At 73.4% G+C, this 17,182-nt stretch carries 19 protein-coding genes; 5 read left to right on the top strand and 14 right to left on the bottom strand.

The annotated features are described in order from the left end of the window. Window positions 1-199 precede the first annotated feature (199 nt). Window positions 200-595, top strand: coding sequence for a nitroreductase/quinone reductase family protein (locus ACIQGQ_RS10000; protein WP_402392958.1), 396 nt, complete (start codon window positions 200-202; stop codon window positions 593-595). Between the two features lie 86 nt (window positions 596-681). On the opposite strand, the gene ACIQGQ_RS09995 is transcribed toward ACIQGQ_RS10000, so the two are convergent. Beyond that, window positions 682-2,121, bottom strand: coding sequence for an SPFH domain-containing protein (locus tag ACIQGQ_RS09995; RefSeq protein ID WP_352274217.1), 1,440 nt, complete (start codon window positions 2,119-2,121; stop codon window positions 682-684). Between the two features lie 108 nt (window positions 2,122-2,229). Then, entirely contained in the window at window positions 2,230-2,739 is a 510-nt protein-coding gene (locus ACIQGQ_RS09990) for a hypothetical protein (protein ID WP_366288847.1), read from the bottom strand. Between the two features lie 295 nt (window positions 2,740-3,034). Between ACIQGQ_RS09990 and ACIQGQ_RS09985 the strand changes: the two genes are divergently transcribed. Together ACIQGQ_RS09985 and ACIQGQ_RS09980 are read left to right on the top strand one after the other, a co-directional pair. Next, entirely contained in the window at window positions 3,035-3,307 is a 273-nt protein-coding gene (locus ACIQGQ_RS09985; protein WP_352274215.1) for a DUF1876 domain-containing protein, read from the top strand. A 50-nt stretch (window positions 3,308-3,357) separates the two neighbouring features. After that, a complete protein-coding gene (locus tag ACIQGQ_RS09980; RefSeq protein ID WP_402393432.1) occupies window positions 3,358-5,061 on the top strand; it encodes a SpoIIE family protein phosphatase in 1,704 nt (567 codons plus the stop codon). A gap of 27 nt (window positions 5,062-5,088) precedes the next feature. Here the strand turns inward: ACIQGQ_RS09980 and ACIQGQ_RS09975 are convergent, their stop codons facing one another. The 5 genes from ACIQGQ_RS09975 to ACIQGQ_RS09955 all read right to left on the bottom strand — a co-directional run bounded on the left by ACIQGQ_RS09975 (window position 5,089) and on the right by ACIQGQ_RS09955 (window position 9,081). Beyond that, on the bottom strand, window positions 5,089-5,934 hold the full coding sequence (locus ACIQGQ_RS09975; RefSeq protein WP_402392955.1) for a GNAT family N-acetyltransferase: 846 nt from the start codon (window positions 5,932-5,934) through the stop codon (window positions 5,089-5,091). Window positions 5,935-6,049: 115 nt separating this feature from the next. After that, window positions 6,050-6,679 (bottom strand): hypothetical protein, encoded by a 630-nt coding sequence (locus ACIQGQ_RS09970; RefSeq protein WP_402392952.1) that lies wholly within the window; start codon window positions 6,677-6,679, stop codon window positions 6,050-6,052. Continuing rightward, entirely contained in the window at window positions 6,676-7,944 is a 1,269-nt protein-coding gene (locus ACIQGQ_RS09965; RefSeq protein ID WP_402392950.1) for an MAB_1171c family putative transporter, read from the bottom strand. The genes ACIQGQ_RS09970 and ACIQGQ_RS09965 overlap by 4 nt, the downstream gene beginning before the upstream one ends. Before the next feature lie 36 nt (window positions 7,945-7,980). Continuing rightward, window positions 7,981-8,604 carry a toxin gene (locus ACIQGQ_RS09960; protein WP_366288839.1) on the bottom strand — a complete coding sequence of 208 codons (624 nt, stop codon included), beginning with the start codon at window positions 8,602-8,604 and terminating at the stop codon, window positions 7,981-7,983. Between the two features lie 6 nt (window positions 8,605-8,610). Beyond that, window positions 8,611-9,081, bottom strand: coding sequence for a hypothetical protein (locus tag ACIQGQ_RS09955; protein WP_402392948.1), 471 nt, complete (start codon window positions 9,079-9,081; stop codon window positions 8,611-8,613). 688 nt (window positions 9,082-9,769) lie between these two features. Here ACIQGQ_RS09955 and ACIQGQ_RS09950 point away from each other — a divergent pair. Next, window positions 9,770-11,218: a DEAD/DEAH box helicase gene (locus ACIQGQ_RS09950; RefSeq protein ID WP_402392945.1), complete on the top strand. Its 1,449-nt coding sequence runs from the start codon at window positions 9,770-9,772 to the stop codon at window positions 11,216-11,218. Window positions 11,219-11,248: 30 nt separating this feature from the next. On the opposite strand, the gene ACIQGQ_RS09945 is transcribed toward ACIQGQ_RS09950, so the two are convergent. Genes ACIQGQ_RS09945 through ACIQGQ_RS09935 form a run of 3 tightly spaced genes read right to left on the bottom strand, consistent with a single transcriptional unit; the run spans window position 11,249 to window position 13,961 of the window. Further along, entirely contained in the window at window positions 11,249-12,013 is a 765-nt protein-coding gene (locus ACIQGQ_RS09945; RefSeq protein ID WP_402392942.1) for an SDR family NAD(P)-dependent oxidoreductase, read from the bottom strand. 44 nt (window positions 12,014-12,057) lie between these two features. After that, on the bottom strand, window positions 12,058-12,705 hold the full coding sequence (locus ACIQGQ_RS09940; protein ID WP_402392940.1) for a LuxR C-terminal-related transcriptional regulator: 648 nt from the start codon (window positions 12,703-12,705) through the stop codon (window positions 12,058-12,060). Further along, window positions 12,690-13,961, bottom strand: a complete 1,272-nt coding sequence (locus ACIQGQ_RS09935; protein ID WP_402392937.1) for a sensor histidine kinase — start codon at window positions 13,959-13,961, stop codon at window positions 12,690-12,692. Before ACIQGQ_RS09935 ends, ACIQGQ_RS09940 begins: the two co-directional genes overlap by 16 nt. 139 nt (window positions 13,962-14,100) lie before the next feature. Here ACIQGQ_RS09935 and ACIQGQ_RS09930 point away from each other — a divergent pair, with 139 nt between their 5' ends. Beyond that, window positions 14,101-14,547: a hypothetical protein gene (locus tag ACIQGQ_RS09930; protein WP_402392934.1), complete on the top strand. Its 447-nt coding sequence runs from the start codon at window positions 14,101-14,103 to the stop codon at window positions 14,545-14,547. A gap of 199 nt (window positions 14,548-14,746) precedes the next feature. On the opposite strand, the gene crcB (ACIQGQ_RS09925) is transcribed toward ACIQGQ_RS09930, so the two are convergent. From crcB (ACIQGQ_RS09925) to ACIQGQ_RS09910, 4 genes are all read right to left on the bottom strand, one after another. Beyond that, window positions 14,747-15,121 (bottom strand): fluoride efflux transporter CrcB, encoded by a 375-nt coding sequence (crcB, locus tag ACIQGQ_RS09925; RefSeq protein WP_402392931.1) that lies wholly within the window; start codon window positions 15,119-15,121, stop codon window positions 14,747-14,749. Further along, window positions 15,118-15,492 (bottom strand): DUF190 domain-containing protein, encoded by a 375-nt coding sequence (locus tag ACIQGQ_RS09920; protein ID WP_402392929.1) that lies wholly within the window; start codon window positions 15,490-15,492, stop codon window positions 15,118-15,120. Before ACIQGQ_RS09920 ends, crcB (ACIQGQ_RS09925) begins: the two co-directional genes overlap by 4 nt. Continuing rightward, the gene (crcB, locus tag ACIQGQ_RS09915; protein ID WP_402392927.1) at window positions 15,489-15,902 is read right to left on the bottom strand and encodes a fluoride efflux transporter CrcB; all 414 of its coding nucleotides are present in this window, start codon (window positions 15,900-15,902) and stop codon (window positions 15,489-15,491) included. The genes ACIQGQ_RS09920 and crcB (ACIQGQ_RS09915) overlap by 4 nt, the downstream gene beginning before the upstream one ends. 105 nt (window positions 15,903-16,007) lie before the next feature. Beyond that, entirely contained in the window at window positions 16,008-16,907 is a 900-nt protein-coding gene (locus ACIQGQ_RS09910; protein ID WP_402392925.1) for a GNAT family N-acetyltransferase, read from the bottom strand. Window positions 16,908-17,182 lie beyond the last annotated feature (275 nt).

Below are 17,182 nucleotides of genomic sequence, written 5' to 3'. Positions count from 1 at the left end.
CGCACATGCGGGGCCATGGATTTCGCGCGGCGGGAGTGAGCCTTCTCGAAGCGGGTGGTGGGACCGTCCGGTCCGCGACCTGTCGCGGCCGGGAGCCAGTGAGCGGGGCGCCACGCCCGGTTTCGGCTGGGGGGTGGGGGCGGGGGCCGGGTCGTAGGCTCGCGGGGACGGAGGCGTGGAGCCACGGAAGGGGTACGCGATGGCGGACTTTCGGGAGCTGAAGTTCAAGGCGGTCACCGCGCTTCAGCGGAACGTCGTCAACCCGCTGGCCAGACGGTCGAAGGCGCAGATCCTGCTGGAGACCACGGGGCGCAGCTCCGGCCGGCCGCGCCGGACGCCGGTCGGGGGGCGGAAGGTGGGGCAGGAGTTCTGGCTGGTCTCGGAGTACGGGACGAAGTCGCAGTACGTCCGGAACATCCAGGCCGATCCCCGGGTGCGGGTGCGGATCGGCGGGCGCTGGCACAGAGGCACGGCGCACCCGCTGCCGGAGGACGACGCGCGGGCCCGGCTCCGTACCCTGCCGCGTTACAACAGTGCCGTCGTCCGGGCGGTCGGTACGCAGTTGCTGACGGTGCGGGTCGATCTGGCGGACTGAGCCGGGGGCGCCGTGCGCACATGGGTGTGCCCGGACGGTCGACTCCCGTCCGGGCACACGGTGTTGGCAGTGCGGTGGCCGCCTCGTCAGTCGGTGATCTCGATGGGGGTCTCGGCGGCCGGGGCCGGGGCCTGGGCCGGGGTCCCGGGCTTCTTGCCGGACTTGGACTGGAGGTTCTGGAGCAGGGCGCCGAGGTCGACTCCCGTGGTGGAGCTGAGGAGTTCCATGCCCTGGGCGACGTTGTCGGTGACCGTGCGGGACAGTTGGCTCGCGCCGTCCGTGGAGATCACGGTCATCTTGTCGACCGCGCTGAGCGGCTCGGACGCCTTGGCGACGACCTGCGGCAGCACCTCGACGAGCATCTGGAGCACGGCCGCGTCGCCGTACCGCTCGAAGGCGTCGGCCTTCTTGTGCATGGCCTCGGCCTCGGCGGAACCCCTCGCCGCGATGGCCGCGGCCTCCGCCTCGCCCTCGATGCGGACGGCGTCGGCCAGCGCAGAACGGTGCAGCTTCTCACCCTGACCGGTCAGCCGGGCGCGCTCCGCGTCGGCCTCGGCCTCCTTGACCTGGGCGATCCGGCGGGCCTCGGCCTCCTGCTCGGCCTGGTAGCGGGCGGCGTCGGCGGGCTTGCGGATCTTGGTGTCGAGTTCGCGGTCGGTCAGGGCGGCCTGGCGCTCGGCGACCTTCTCCTGCTCCGCGAGGATGTCCTGCTGGCGGGCGGCCTCGGCGAGCGGGCCCGCCGCGTTGGCCTGGGCGGCGGCGGCTTCCGTCTCGGCCTTGATCTCGGCCTGCTTGAGGTAGAAGGTCCGCTCGGCGATGGCGATCTCCTCGGCCGCCTTCAGCCGGGCCTGCTCGGAGGCGCGCTTGGCGATCGCCTCGGCGATGTCCGCCTCCTGCTTGGCGCGGGCGGCCTCGGGGCGGCCGAGGTCCTCCAGGTAGGAGCCCTCGGTGGTGATGTCCTGGATCTGGAAAGCGTCCAGGATCAGGCCCTGGCCGGAGAGGCTGGCCTCGGCCTCCTCCGCGACCTGTCCGGCGAAGGCGGCGCGGTCCCGGATGATGTCCTCGACCGACATCCGGCCGACGATGGCGCGCAGCGCGCCGGAGAGCACTTCCTGGGTGAAGCCGACGATGCCGTCCTGCTGCTGGAGGAAGCGCTGGGCGGCGGCCCGGATCGCTTCCTCGCTGCCGCCGACCTTGACGATCGCGACGCCTTCCAGGTTGGACTTGACCCCGCGCAGGGTGACGGCGCCGCGCACCGCGATCGGGATGTGCCGGCTGGAGAGGTCCAGGGTGAACTTCTGCTGGACGAACGGGACGACGAAGACGCCGCCGCCGACCACGACCTTCTGGCCGCTGTTGTCGATGCTGGTCCGGCCGGTCACCGGGTCGGTCGACTTCTTGCCCCGGCGGCCGGTGATGATGAACGCCTCGCTGGGCCCGGCGACCTTGTAGCGGGTGATGACGACGAGTGCGAGCAGCACCAGGAGTACGACGACTCCGGCGACCGCGGTCACGACTGGGCTCATGAGGTGTCCCCCCTGTCGCCTCTCGGGGCGGCAGCTAGGTTCGGGCAGTGCGCCGCGCTCGGGCGAGGGTGCGTGTCCGGGCGCGGTGGGTGGTCGGTGCGGTGGCGGTCAGTGTTCGACGGGGCGGACGGCGACCGAGGTGGTCGACAGCGCGGCCTCCACCCAGATCTCGGTGCCCCGGGCGATCGGCGTCGGGCTCTTCGCCGCGAGCTTCACGGGCTGGCCGGCGAGGCTCAGCAGGACCTCTCCGTACCCCTCGGCCGGGATGGCCGTGACGACCGAGCCCGAGGTGCCGACGAGGTCGTCGCCGCGCGGGGTGACGCTGGTCTGGTCGCGCATCAGGGCCCGGCTCAGCTTCCAGGTCAGCCAGGCCGCCACCAGCCCGGCCAGCGCTCCGGCGGCGGTCGCCACGACCGTACCGGCGCCGGTGGTACCGAGCACGATCGCGCCCCCGAAGCCGAGCATCGAGAGGAACCCGGCGATGACCGGGAGCGAGAGGAGCCCGTCGAACAGGCCGTCCAGAACGCCCCCGAGGAGACCTTCGAGTATCCCGTCGAAGATCAGGGACAGGACGAGCAACACGATCCCGGCAATGCCGAGACCCAGGAACACGTTCATGCGACCATCACCCTCCCCGATCCCCCGGTACCCCGGCCCCCCGGTCCAGGAATCCATCGAGCGCCGAACGCCGGACATCGAAACAATTCCGTCGAACTGGCTGGATGGTCCCATACGTACACCCGGCCGTCACTGCCGGGTTCCGGCAATCTTTTACGCGCCCTTTATGCCGGGGTTGCGCGGCCGGAGCACGGCCGGAGCGCCATCGGAACCCGTTGTCCACAGGCTGTGGACAACGCTCGGCCGTGGTGCGCGGGCGGGGGAACGGGCGCACGCTGGTAACGAGGTGATCGTCATGGTGATGACAACCGTCGGATGGCATGTGGAGCTGGAGTTCGAGGAGGACACCCACCGCACCCGCGCGGCCGCCCTTGTACGGCTTCCGGACGGGTCCGAGGTGCGGGCCCATGGTTACGCCAGCCGCCACCCCTCCGACCAGTCCCAGCCACGGGTGGGCGAGGAGATCGCGGGGGCCAGGGCCCTCAACGAGCTGGCGATGAAGATGCTGACGAAGGCACACGACGAGATCGACGAGGCGTCCGGCCGGACCTCGCACCCGCTGACCTGAACCGGGCCGGCGACCCGCACCGGGCCGACGCCGACGACGACCGCCCCGCACTGCTCGATCCTCAGACGCTGGCGGCGCTGCTCGACGGCACCACGGCCGGGGTGGCCGTCCTCGACGACCAGTTGCGCTACCGCTACATCAACCCGGCACTCGAACGGATCAACGGCATCCCCGCCTCCGAGCACCTGGGCCACACCATCGACGAGGTGCTGCCCCGGCTCGACGCGCGCGAGGACCTGATCCGGGCGGTGCTGGCGGACGGGAAGCCCCGGGAGATCACCGTCAGCGGGTTCACCGCCCGCGACACGACCGTACGGCGGTACTGGCAGGGGGCCTTCCACCGCCTGGAGTCCGGCGGCCGGGTTCTCGGCGTGGCCGCGATCGTGCTGGAGGTGATGGCCGCCGACCGCCGCCAGCGCGAGCTGGAGCAGGCCCGCCGCCATCTGAACCTGCTGGACACCGCGTCCACCCGGATCGGGACCACCCTCGACATGGACACCACCTGCGCCGAGCTGGCCGGACTGGTCGTGCCGGGGCTGGCGGACGTCGCGATCGTCGAGGTCTTCCCGCCGGACGTCGCCGCGCCCGTGCGGCCCGCGCCCCCGGGGGTGCTGCGGCTGCGGCGGGCGGCGCTGCGGGCGAAGCCGGGGCTGGCGGAGGACCTGGAGAGCTTCGGCTTCGGGCGGGCCGGTGAGTACATCGACTACCAGGAGGGCGCGGCCGTCCAGCGCTGCCTGGCGGCCAACCAGCCGGTGGTGGAGAACCACACCACCGACGAGCAGCTGCTGCGCTCCGCGCCCGGCCCCGCGCGGCTCGCCTCCTACCGGGCCCTGCAACTGCACTCGGCGGTCATCGTGCCCGTCGCGGTGCGGGCCGGTCCGCTCGGCGTCCTCGGGCTGATCCGGTCGGGCGACTCGCCGGTCTTCACCGACGAGGACGTGGTGATAGCCCGGGAGCTGGCCGCGCGGGCCGCCGTCGACCTCGACCACGCCCGCCGGTACGCGCACGAGCACACCATCGCCCTGGAGCTCCAGCGCTCCCTGCTCTCCGAGCCCCGCCCCCCGCACCCGCACATCGAGATCGCCACCCGCTACCTGCCGGCCGACCGGAGCGTGATGGTGGGCGGCGACTGGTTCGACGTCATCCCGCTGCGGGACGGGCGCCATCTGAAGGCGATGGGCGATGTGATGGGGCACGGGGTGGAGGCGGCGGTCGCCATGAGCCACTACCGCTCCCTGCTGCGGATGTTCGCCGACGACGAGCTGGAGCCGCACCTGATCCTGGAGCAGCTGGACCGGATGGTCGAACGGTCCGGGCTGGACCGGGCCGCGACCTGCTTGCTGGCCGTCGTCGACCGGTACGGCGCGGCCTGCGAGGTGTCGAGCGCCGGGCATCTGCCGCCGGTGCTGATCGATCCGCTCGCGGGGACCCGGGTGTGCGAGGAGATCGCGGTGGGGCCGCCGCTCGGAACCGGGTTCGGGGGCTACCGGACGACCCGGCTGGAATTCGATCCCCGTACGGTGCTCTTCCTGTACACGGACGGACTGGTGGAGCGGCGGGGCGAGGACATCGACACCTCGGTCCGCCGGCTGCGGGAGCTGGCCATGCCGTCCGGCGGCAGCCTCGACGCCCTGCTGGACGGGGTCCTGGACCGGTTCGGTCCGGGCGCCGAGGACGACATAGCCGTACTCGCCTCCCGGACCCGGCCCCGGGAGCCGGACCCGGCCCGGCCGGAGACGTACGACGCCACCTGACCCGGGCCGGCCCGTGGAGTCCCGGTGTCAGCCCAGCTCCAGGCTGGTGACGCCGAAGAGGCCCGGACGGTCGAACTCCGGCACCGGCCCGGTGTACATCCGGGCGGTCTCGAACGACGGGCTCAGGCCCAGCTCCTCCGCGAGCCGCACCGCCGCCGGGTTGACGTCGGGCACGTCGACCGCGACCGGCACCCCGGGATCGGCCGCCGCCAGCGCGCCGACCAGCGCCCCGGCCACCTCGGGCGACTCCGCGTACACCGGGCCGATGCGGGAGGCGGCCCGGCAGGGGCGCGTCACGGCCAGCCCGCACAGCTCGCCGTCGCGGACGGCGGCGAGCGAGACCCGGGTGGGGTGGGCGATCCACGGGGCCAGGAAGCTGTCGCGCTCGGCCGGGAAGAAGCGGCGGTCGTACGCGGCGAGCCGGTCGAAGGCGACCGACCGCCCGTCGACGAGCACAACCCCGTCCGGGACCGGCCGGGCGGGCGGCAGCCCCTCGTAACGCATCGTCGTCCAGGCCGAACGGAAGCCGGACTTGCGGTAGTTGTCCTGCTGGGCCACCACGCCGTCCAGGCCCACGTTGCGGCCCGCCATCCGCTCCATCCCGGCCCGCCAGGTCCGGATCCCGTACCCCTGGCCGCGCAGGTGCGGCCGGACCAGGTAGAAGCCGAGGAACCCGAAGCCGGATCCGTAGCGGACGACGGAGACGCAGGAGACGGGCTCGCCGTCCAGCCGTCCCATCAGGAAGCCGTGGGGGTCGGCGGCGTGGAAGGCGTGACGGTCGGTCAGCCCGGGGTTCCAGCCCTCCTCGTGGGCCCACTCGGTGAGCAGGGCGAGGTCGTCGGCGCTGGCGATGGTGATCTCGAAGTTCGGCACGGGGCAAGCCGTACCCCACGGGCGGACCGTTCAGCGGCGGGTTTCGGCCGAGCGGGAGATCCGGGCGGGGCGGAGCCCCGGTCCCGGCCTCCTCGGACTCAGCCGCCTCCCGGCCTCAGCCGAAGAGGAGCGCGGTGGCGGTGGTGGCCCCCAGCGACGCACCGGCGATCACCTGCGCGACCGTGTGGTACCGGAGCGCCACGCGCGACCAGCACACCGCGACCGTCATCGTGTAGCCGAGCAGCCACCACGGCGAATGGACCGCGGCGAGCAGCGCGACGACGGCCGAGGCCACCGCCGCGTCCACCGAGATCTTCCACACCGTGTTGACGGCCAGCAGGACCACGGTCATCGCCCACAGGGCCAGCATCGCCAGCAGGATGCCGGTCGGCGCGTGGCCGAGGACCATCACCACCGAACCGGCGCCGATGGAGCCGAGGATGACGAAGAAGATCGGGGCCCGTTTCGTCCGGTCGACGACATGGCGGTCGCCCCAGGTGCCGCGGCCGCGCTCCCACTCGATGTACCCGGCGGGCACCAGGCCCGCGCAGAGGGCCCCGAGGAAGCCCCAGAGCAGTCCGGTCCAGTGGCCGGCGGCGGCCAGCCCGATGCCGAGCATGCCCACGAGCAGGACGTTGCGGGGCTGGAAGACGTCGGTGACGGTGCGGGCGGTGCCGGTGGTGCCGGAAGCCTCCGCGATGTCCGTGGGCTCCGTGGGTTCCGTGGTGGCGTCGGTGGTGGTCACGCGGTCTCCTCGATGGCGGAAGGGGTGGTGGCGTCCGCCAGCACCCGCGCCGCACGGTCCTGGTCGACGGTCCGGTAGGCGGTGGCCACCCGGACCAGCCAGGCCACCTCGCCCTCCTGGTCGGTGGCGTGCTGGGTCTCCACGGCCGCCGCGGTGGTGGCGGGGGCGCCGTCGTTGCGGGCGGTGAGCGCCGCCTTGATCCAGTACGCCTCGGTGAGCGGGCCCGCCCGGTCCGGGGCGGTGGCGCCGTCCGCCGCGGCGGCGGCCTTCGCGGCGGGCAGCAGGGTGTCGGGCACGTAGTGGCGCAGCTTCTCCACCGCGTCCGCGATGTCGGCCGCCCAGCGGTCCACGCGCAGGTCGGCGGGGGTGCCGAAGCGGGTGATGTCGCGGACCAGCGAGGCCGGCGGGTCGAAGGGCTGCTCGGGGAAGGCGGTCATCAACTCGCGCCAGAGGCCGTGCAGTCGGACCTGGGCCCGCCAGAGTCTCGCGCGCCGCCGCACCTTGCTGAGGGCCGGGATCGAGGCGCCCACGGCGAAGAAGGCGAACAGCACCAGCTGGGCGGCCTCGGTGATCTCGTCGAAGCGGAGCGCGAAGGACTCGCTCGGGGTGTCGACGACACTGACCCAGAGGAACAGGGTCCGGCTGACGGTGTAGCCGACGCCGATGAGCATCGCGAACGTCATCATCCCCAGGCCGACGCGCAGATGGCGCGTCCCGGCCCCGGCGGTGGCCAGCGCCCACTGGTACGCGCAGACGGCCGACGCGGCGCCGAGGTAGAGGTAGAAGACGCTCATGTAGAGCGTGGCGCCCCACTGCCCGGCGTGGTCGGAGACGAAGCGGTCCGAGGGCACGGAGCGGTCGACGACGGTGAAGAACAGCACCGTGAGCAGGATCAGCGTGGCGATCGACGCCTTGGCCGCCACCTGCTGGATGGCGCGGGCGAAGCGGACATGGCGCGGCACGGCCCCGGCGTCCGGGTAGCGGCCGTAGATCGCCACGATGTAGCTGAGGATCGCCAGGATCGCGATCGTCGCCGTGTAGTGCTTGATCAGTACGGCGAGGTCGGTGACGGCGCTGTCGTTGAGCGCGATGCGCACGGCCCGGGTCTTGGTCCACAGGGCGGCGGCGAAGCCCGCGTAACAGCCCCACAGGGCCCGGCGGCGCTTGTCCTCCTCGTCGCCCCACAGGGCCGAGGGCATGCGCCACAGGGCGACGGCCGTCATCAGGGCGGCTATGAGGTAGCCGGCGAGGTCGAGCGGGGTCACGGCGGGGTCCTTGGGGGTGGGGGACGGGACGGCGGGTCAGTCTCGGCGGAACAGGCCGCGGCGGCGGTTGGCGACCGGGCGGGAGAGCGAGTTGGCCAGCCGCCCCACCATGTCGTCGCTCGTCACGTCCAGGGCCATGCGGGGAATGAGCGAGGCGCCGAGCTCGGCCATCCGCTCGTCGTGGGTGTCGTACTGCGCGCGGGCCTGCACGGTGCCGTCCCCCGACCGGATCGCGTCGGCGAGGTCGGTCACCGCGGGCGGGGGCGGGGCGGACGGCGCGGGGGCGGTCGCGGGGCCGGTGCCCAGCACCCGGTTGATCAGCGAGGTGTCGAAGACCGGAAGCAGGCGGCGGAGCTGCTCCGGGTCGAGCGAGGTGCCGTGGTCGAACCACTCGTGGCACAGCTCGTGCAGGATCACGTGCTGGGTCTGGTACGCGGTCGGCCTGCGGCGGTAGAGCACGAAGCTCGTCCCGCCGGTCTTCAGGCGCAGCCCGCAGGCGGCATTGACCCGGGCCAGCCGGTCGGGCATCTCGTGCAGCACGATGGTGCGGCCGCGGGCCGCCTCCATGTTCGCCACCAGCGCGTCGATGGAGAAGGGCGCGGGTATCGGCAGGTCGGCCAGCCCGGCCTCGCACTCCTTCCGCAGTTGACGCAAGGACATGGAGGGCTACTTCCCCGACCCGCCGGGGGTGGCCGTACCCGGCGCCCCCGGCAGGTCCTTGGTCTGGCCGGTGGACTCCCGCAGCAGGGAGAGCGCGAACTGCAGCAGCTCCGGCGGGAGTCCGTCCTCGTCCAGGCCGCGCCCCGCCACCCCGCTGATCTCCCCGGTGCGGCGCATCGCGAGGAACTGGAGCCCGGCCACGACGTCGTCGACGACCTCCGACTCCTCCTTGAAGAACCGCCAGTCCACGCCGAAGCCCAGGCCGAGCGCCTTGAGGATGTCCTCGGAGGGCTGAGTGACCTTGCCCGCGAGGATGTTGGAGAAATAGCTGTGCGAGAGCGAGCCGCCGCGCTCCTTGACGAGGTCGGCGAAGAAGCGGCCCGAGATCTTCTGCCCCGGGAAAGTCTTCTCCACCATGTACTCGACCTTCTGCTGCAAGGTCCGCAGTTCCGGTGCGCGTTCCTCGGCGCTGTCCATCGGGCCCCCCACGTATCCGCCGCTTCCGTTCGATCGGTGCTCACGGTCATCGATTCGGTCAACGGGCTCGTACTGTAACGAACGCTGACGCGGCGTACCCGAAGTGGTGGCTGGCACGGGAACGGACTTGCGTAAACACGCTACGTCACTGTTAACTCGAAAAAACACGGGCAGGGGACCACGAGGGGAGTCCCCTGCCCGTGAAAGAACGCGGTTCGTGCGAATTCACCACGGACAAAAAGTGCATTATGCATGCATCTGGGGCGACCGGCCCCCGGAGCATGGGTGTAGCCCTTCACGACGGGGGATGCATGAAGGGCTACACCCGCATTATGGCCGCCGACCAGGCCGATCATCAACCACCCTCCGGCGTGGCGTACCCGGGCGGTCGCACCGGCGCGCGCCGGGGCGGGACGATTCGAGCCGCACGCCGGGCAGGGAATTGATTCACCGAACCCGGCCGGAAAGCCTTTCCCCCTCCCCCGTGGACCCCGAAAGCGCATTTGCACGCCTTCCCCCTTCATGCGCAATTCGATAGGCAAATGCCTTTAATGGCGAAATTTCGCCATGCTATTATTCGGGGTCGAGCAGCGGTTTGCCGTGAGATACGAGGCCGGTCGGCCGGGACCGGAGGGCTCCGGACGGTCCGCCCGAGCCGCCCCGACAATGTGAGGAAGGGTTCCTCGTCATGGACCGCGACCACGATCACGACCGCATGCCGCATTCGGACCGCGCCGACGGTGCCGATTCCGCCGGTGCCGATTCCGCGAGCACCGGTTCCGGGACCGGATTCGCCGAAATGGCGTTGCCCGCCGCGCTGTTGCCGGTGCTCGCCGCCGAGGGCGTCACCACCCCGTTCCCGATCCAGGCGGCCACCCTGCCGAGCGCCCTGGCGGGGCGCGACGTGCTGGGGCGGGGCCGGACGGGCTCGGGCAAGACGCTCGCCTTCGGGCTCGCCGTGCTGGCGCGTACCGCGGGCAGCCGGGCCGAGTCCCGCCGGCCGCTGGCCCTGGTCCTGGTGCCCACCCGGGAGCTGGCCCAGCAGGTCACGGAGGCGCTCGCCCCGTACGCGCGGGCGCTGCGGCTGCGGCTGGCCACGGTGTACGGCGGGGTGCCGGTGGCGCCGCAGGCCGCCGTGCTGCGCGAGGGCGCCGAGGTGGTCGTCGCCACGCCGGGCCGGCTCCGGGATCTCGTCGAGCGCCGGAGCTGCCGGCTGGACCGGGTGGCCGTCACCGTCCTGGACGAGGCCGACCGGATGGCCGACATGGGCTTTCTGCCGCAGGTCACCGAAGTGCTCGACCTGGTACGGCCGCAGGGCCAGCGGCTGCTGTTCTCCGCGACCCTGGACGGCGACGTCGACCAGCTCGTCGACCGCTACCTCCACGACCCGGTGGTCCACGCGGCCGACCCGGTGGCCGGTGCGGTGGCGACGATGGAGCACCATCTGCTCCTGGTCCGGCCCGCCGACAAGTTCGCCGTCGCGACCCGGATCGCGGCCCGTGACGGCCGGGTGATCATGTTCCTGCACACCAAGCACGCCGCGGACCGGTTCACCGCCCATCTGCTCGGCAGCGGCGTACGGGCCGCCGCGCTGCACGGCGGCAAGTCCCAGCAGGAGCGCACCCGCACGCTGGACCGGTTCCGGGCCGGGCAGGTCACGGTGCTGGTCGCCACGGACGTCGCGGCGCGCGGCATCCACGTCGACGAGCTGGACCTGGTCGTCAACGTCGATCCGCCGGGCGACCACAAGGACTACCTGCACCGGGGCGGCCGCACCGCCCGCGCCGGGGCCTTCGGCACCGTCGTCACGCTGGCGCTCCCGGCCGAGCGCCGGGAGACGGTACGGCTGATGGCCGAGGCGGGGATCACCCCGCAGACCGCCAAGGTCCGCCCCGGGGACGACGAGCTGGGCCGGATCACCGGGGCGCGCGAGCCCTCGGGCGTGCCGGTCGACGGCGCGGCCCCCACCCGCGAACGGACCGGCGGCGGCAACAGTGGTGGTGCCGGCGGGGGCGGTGCGCACTTCCGGGGGCTGGGCAGCCGTCCCGCGAAGCCGGGCCGCTCGCGCCGCCCGGACCTGCCCACGGCCCAGGCGCGCGCCGCCGCCAAGCAGCGGCGCGCCAACAAGGGCGGCTGAACGGGCCGGGCGTTCGCGGGGCCGCCGCCGCTACCGCCCGCCCGCGACCCGCAGCACCGCGCCGGTCACGTACGACGCCTCGGCGGACAGCAGCCAGCCGATCGCGGCGGCGATCTCCGGGGCGGCGCCGATCCGGCCGAGCGGGATGCCGGGGACGGCCGCCACCGCCCGGTCCGGGTCGCCGGCCATGGCGTGCATCTCGGTGTCGATCATCCCCGGGGCGACGGCGTTGACCCGGATGCCGTCGGGGCCCAGCTCCTTGGCGAGGCCGACCGTCAGCGCGTCCGTCGCCGCCTTCGTGGCCGCGTAGTGGACGAAGTCCCCCGGACTGCCCAGGGTGGCGGCGGCCGACGACAGGTTGACGATGGCGCCGCCCCCGTTCGCGGCCAGGTCCTTGGCGGCCCGGCGGCAGCAGAGCAGGTAGCCGAGGAGGTTCACGTCGACGACCCGGCGCAGGGTCTCGGCGGAGGTGTCGGCGAGCCGCCCGAGCGGGCCGGTCACCCCCGCGTTGTTGACCAGGCCGGTGAGCGGGCCGAGTTGTTCGGCGGCGGTGTCGAAGAGCCGTTCCACGTCGGCCTCCTCGGCGGTGTCCGCGCGTACGGTGACGCAGCGCGCCCCGGCGGCCCGCACCGCCGCCGCCGTCCGCTCGGCGGCCTCCTCGTCGCGCACGTAGCCCAGCACGAGGTCGTGGCCGTCCGAGGCGAGGCGGACGCAGGTCGCGGCGCCGATGCCCCGGCTGCCGCCGGTGACGAGGGTGACGGGGCGCGGGGTCTCGGGGGCGGGGCGGTCCGGCACGGAAGGTCCTTTCGGTCGACGGACGGAATGTGCCTGACGCATCGTCAGGATGCGTTCAGGTAGGCGAGTACGGCGCGGACCCGGCGGTGGGTGTCGTCGTCGTCGACGATGCCGAGCTTGCCGAACAGTGAGGTGGTGTACTTGCCGATCGTGCTCTCGCTGAGGAAGAGCTGACGGCCGATCGCCTGGTTGGACAGCCCCTCGGCCATCAGGGCCAGTACGGAGCGCTCCCGGTCGGTGAGCCGCTCCAGCCGCCCGCCCGGCGCGGTGGAGGCCAGCAGCTTCGCGATGACGGCCGGGTCCATGGCGGTCCCGCCGCCCGCGACCCGCTCCAGGGCGTCGATGAACTGGTCCGCCTCGAAGACGCTCTCCTTGAGGAGGTAGCCGACGCCCCCGGAGCCGTCGGCCAGCAACTCCCGGGCGTAGAGCTGCTCGACGTGCTGGGAGAGGATCAGGACCGGGAGCCCGGGTGTCTCGGCGCGGGCCGCGAGAGCCGCCCGCAGCCCCTCGTCCGACTGGGTCGGCGGCATGCGGACGTCGACGACGGACACGTCCGGGCGCCAGGTCCGCAGCGCGTCGAGCGTCTCGGGCCCGGTCGCCGCGGTCGCCACCACCTCGTGGCCGTATGCCTCGATCAGCCGGACCAGGCCGTCGCGCAGCAGGTAGAGGTCCTCGGCTACGACGATTCGCACGGCACCGCCATCCTCACTCGGGTCGGGCCACCCGGCGGGCCGTCGGCCTCCAGTGTGCCGTCGAAGACCGCCAGGCGTCGGCGCAGCCCGTCGAGTCCGCCGCCGGGCCGTTCGTCGAGGCCGCCCCGGCCGTCGTCCGCCACCTCGACGACGACACCCGGGCGGTCCTCCCCGGCCGGGAGGAAGCGGACCCGGGCCCGGGTCGCGCGGGCGTGCTTGACGGTGTTGGCCAGCAGTTCGGCGACGCCGAAGTAGAGGGCCGACTCGATCGGCGGGTCCAGGCGCAGCGGTGCGTCGGCGGTCACGGTCACATCGAGGGGGATGTCCAGGGCGAGGGCGCGGACGGCGTCGACCAGGCCCCGCTCGGTCAGGACCGGCGGGCTGATCCCCCGGACCAGTTCGCGCAGCTCCGCCAGCGAGGCGGCGGCCCCGCCCCTGGCCTCCCGCAGCAGCGCCCTGGCCTGCTCGGGGCGGGTCTCCAGCAGCTTCTCCGCGGTCGCCAGGGAGAGCCCGAGCGAGACCAGCCGGGCCTGCGCCCCGTCGTGCAGGTCCCGTTCGATCCGGCGGATCTCGGCGGCCTGGGCGAGCGTGGTGTCGGCGCGCTGGGCGGTCAGCTCCGCCACCCGCTCCGCCAGCGCCATCGCGGCCGAGGGCCGCAGGAGGCGCACGGCCACCGGCGCGAGGGGCCGCCAGGCGTACGGGGCCGAGGCCACGGCCACCGCCACCCCGAGCACCCCGGCGAGCCACCCGGCGCCCCCGGACCGGCCGAGCCCGTACAGCGCCGCCGCCACCCCGGCCGCCGGAACGGCCGCGACGGCGCCCGCGGTGAACGGGAGCACCAGGACGAACCGCAGATCGCGCGGGACGGCGGGGTCGCCCCACCGGACCCGCCACCGCTGGTCCATCAGCGCGTCGCGGCGGGTGCGCTCGTAGCCGAAGCCGTTCCACCAGTGACCGGTGGACAGTTGCGTCACCGGACCGGCCCGCCGGTACCCGGCCGGGATCGCCGTCCCCGTCCAGCGCGCGACGAGCAGACGGACGGCCCGGCACACCGGCCGGGACAGCCCGAGCGTGCCCACGCACACCAGCACCAGGGGCGCGAGCCAGGACCACGGGTTCCCCGCCCCCCACCGGATGCCCAGCGCCACCGCCGCCGCCCACACGGCCGGCACCGCCAGCGCGACGGCCGCCACGGCGCACGCCCGCACGAACCCCACGCCGACCCGCACCGGCCATGCGTCCGGGTTCCGCCTCATGTCCCCTCCTCCGTCCGCCGCCAGGGCCTCCGTCCGGATCATGCCGGGCCCGCGCGCCGCCGGGGAGTGGGGCCGGCCCCACTCTTCCGTGGGGCCGGCCCCGTACCGCGGCCGCCGGGCGCTCCCTAGCGTCAGAGGCATGGAAACCGACACGCACTCCACGCCCCGCACCACCCCCGGACTCCGGCGCGCCGCCGACCGGGTGACCGGCTGTGCCACCGCGTACGGCGTGCTCGGCGCCGTCGCGCTGGCGGCCGTCGCGGTGGTGGCGGCCGGCGGTCACCCGGTCAACACGTTCATGTGGGTCCGGGCGGTGCTGCTGCCGCTGGTCGCCGTGGTGATGCACCGGCTGGCCGTCGCCGCGTTCCGGGACGGCCCGGACCAGCGGGGCTCCCGGCGGGCCTTCGAACGGCTGGGCACCCTGTCCGCGGTCATGCCGATCGCGATCGTCGGCGTCGATCTCGTTCCGGGCGTCTGCCCGCTCTGGTACGCGGCGGTGCAGACCGTCTGCGTCCTGCCCGTCGTCGGGATCGCGTTCCTGACCCGGGGCGCCGCGCTGCGCACCGCCTTCCCCCGGGGCCGCTGACCGCCGTTGGGGTGGCGCGGGGCCGGGGCGCGGCGTGGTGACGGGGCCGGGGCGCGCGCCGTTGCCTAGCGTCGGCGCCTGACGGACCGCTCCGGCGCGCACCACGGGTTGAATCGCCCGGCGCCCGGTGACGGCTCCTCCCCAACGGCGTTCCCCTGCCACCGCCTCGCATCGCGGTGGCAGGGGACGCCGGCCGCTCTCAGGCCCAGAGGGCGTGCGCCAGCTCCACCCCGGCGAACGCCGCGCCCAGCCCGGCCACCACGCTCCCCGCGACATTGGCCACCGCGTACGACCGGGCCCCGTCCTCCGCCAGCCGCAGCGTCTCGTAGCTGAACGTCGAGTACGTGGTGAGCGCCCCGCACAGTCCCGTGCCGATCAGCAGCTGTACGTGCGAGGAGGCGGCGCCGGCCGCCACCGCGCCGGTCAGCAGACCCAGGATCAGCGACCCCACCACATTGACCGTGAACGTGCCCCACGGGAAGACGCTGTCGTGACGGGACTGCACCGCCCGGTCGGTCAGATAGCGCAGCGGGGCCCCGACCGAGGCCCCGACGATCACCAGCAGCCAGTTCACCGGCCCTGCTCCCCCTCACCACTACCGCCGTCGCCGTCGAAGCGGACGATCTCGCACTCGTCCAGGACGACCAGCCCGCCGGCCTCCACCAGTTCCTCGATCCGCGGCAGGAAGGCCCGGATCCGGTCCTCCCGGTCGACGATCACGACCGCCACCGGCAGGTCCTCGCTCAGCGAGAGCAGCCGCTGGGTGTGGATCATCGAGGAGGTGCCGAACCCCTCGATCCCCCGGAACACACTGGCGCCCGGAAGCCCCGCCCGGTGGGCCCGGTGCACGATCTCGGTGAAGACCGGCCGGTGGTGCCATCCGTCGGACTCGCCGACGAGGACCGTCAGGCGCAGGGCCCGTTCCGTCCGTGGTGTGGTCGTCATGGCCGCCTCCAGGCCAGTACGCGTCGGGTCGCCCACACCGCGCCCCACACCGCGGTGAGCGCCGCGAGCAGGGTCAGTCCCAGATACCCCAGTGCGGCACGGACCCGGCCGCCGTCGACGAGACGCTGGATGTCCACCGCGTAGGTGGAGAAGGTGGTGAAACCGCCGAGCACCCCCGTGCCGAAGAACGGCCTGACCAGCCGGTGCGCCGACCACGCCTCGCTGATCACCACCATGAACGCGCCGATCACCGCGCATCCGATCACGTTCACGACCAGCGTCGTCCACGGGAATCCGGTGGCGGCGGTGGGCCAGAGCAGCGACGCCCCGTACCGGGCGCAGGCGCCGGTCGCGCCGCCGAGCGCGACCACCGCGACAACAGGACCCTGCCGGTTCGGGGCTGTTCCCATGGACACGAGATCTCCTGCCTGCTCCTCCCACCAGGCTATCGCCGCCGTACGGGGCCGTGCGCCGGGGACGGCCGGTTCCGTACCGTCCCGTCCCCGGCGCCCGCCCTACGCCGCCGGGGCCGGCGGCCGGAAGTTGACGCGTTCCCGGACGACGGGGAAGCCGGCCCGGGCGAAGTTCGCGGCCATCGGGAAGTTGCCCTGGTCCGTCGCCCCGCTGATGAACTCCGCGCCCCGCTCCACGAGGAAGTGGGTGCACTCGGCGAGGAGGTCGTAGGCGTAGCCGCGGCCGCGCTGCCCCGGCACGACCCCGATGTAGCCGATGATCGGGCCGGACGGGTTGTGCGCGGGGATGTGGATGCCGGCCAGCTCGCCCTCCGGCGTGTACGCGGTCTGCCACCACTCCCTCGGCGAGGGGCACCAGTGGAAGAAGTCGAGCTCCTCCCGGGCCGCCTGGTCGAGGCCGCCCTCCGCGACGGCCTGGAGCGCGTGGGCGTCCAGGGTGGCGGAGTGGATGTCGCGCAGCGCGTCGAAGAACACGGCGTCGTCGGGTTCGGCCCGGAAGCGGAGCCGTCCGGGCCGCTCGGGCAGGCCGTGGTCCGGGGTCCAGCGGTACAGGAAGCGCTCCGCCAGGAGCTCGTACCCGGCGGCCCGGGCGGCGGCGAAGCGGGTGTCGGCGGCGGCGCGCAGGCCGGGATCGTCCTGCCAGCCGCCCGGCAGGTTGAACTCCAGCTCGACCTGCCGGGGAGCGGAACGCAGGAGCTCGGCCCCCGCCGCCTCCTCGCCCTCGGCCACGTCGAACCAGTTGATGTTGACGGGCTCCGGGTCGTCGGGGCCGCCCCACCACGCACCGCGTGCGACGACCTCGCCGCCGCGCAGGGCGACGCGCATCCACTCGGTACGGAACCGGGTGAGCCGATGGCTCTCACGGGTGCCGAGCGGGTCGGGGAGTGCGTCGAAAAGATGGGCATCGCTCGTGGAGAGCGTGCGAATGACCGTGTCGGTCATGGATTCCTCCGGGATAAGGGCTGCTCGGAGCGCTCCCGGCCGGAATTCTTCGGAACTCGTCAGAATTCGCGGACCACGCGGGGACAACGGAAAAGGGAGCGCGGGAAAGACGTGAACTGCACGGCACTCGCCTCCTTCCGTCCGTCTCAGGGCGTGGAGCCACAGAGTAGATGATCAACCGGGGGCCCGTCCAAGGTTTTTCGCGCCCCGCCCCACGACGTGACGTACGTGAGCACGCCCCCCTGTGCTCCGGGGGACAGCCCCACCGGTCTCCG

It is taken from the genome of Streptomyces sp. NPDC092952, from assembly GCF_044754785.1.
Taxonomy (GTDB): Bacteria; Actinomycetota; Actinomycetes; order Streptomycetales; family Streptomycetaceae; genus Streptomyces.
This window is presented reverse-complemented; position numbering and strand designations above follow the sequence as displayed.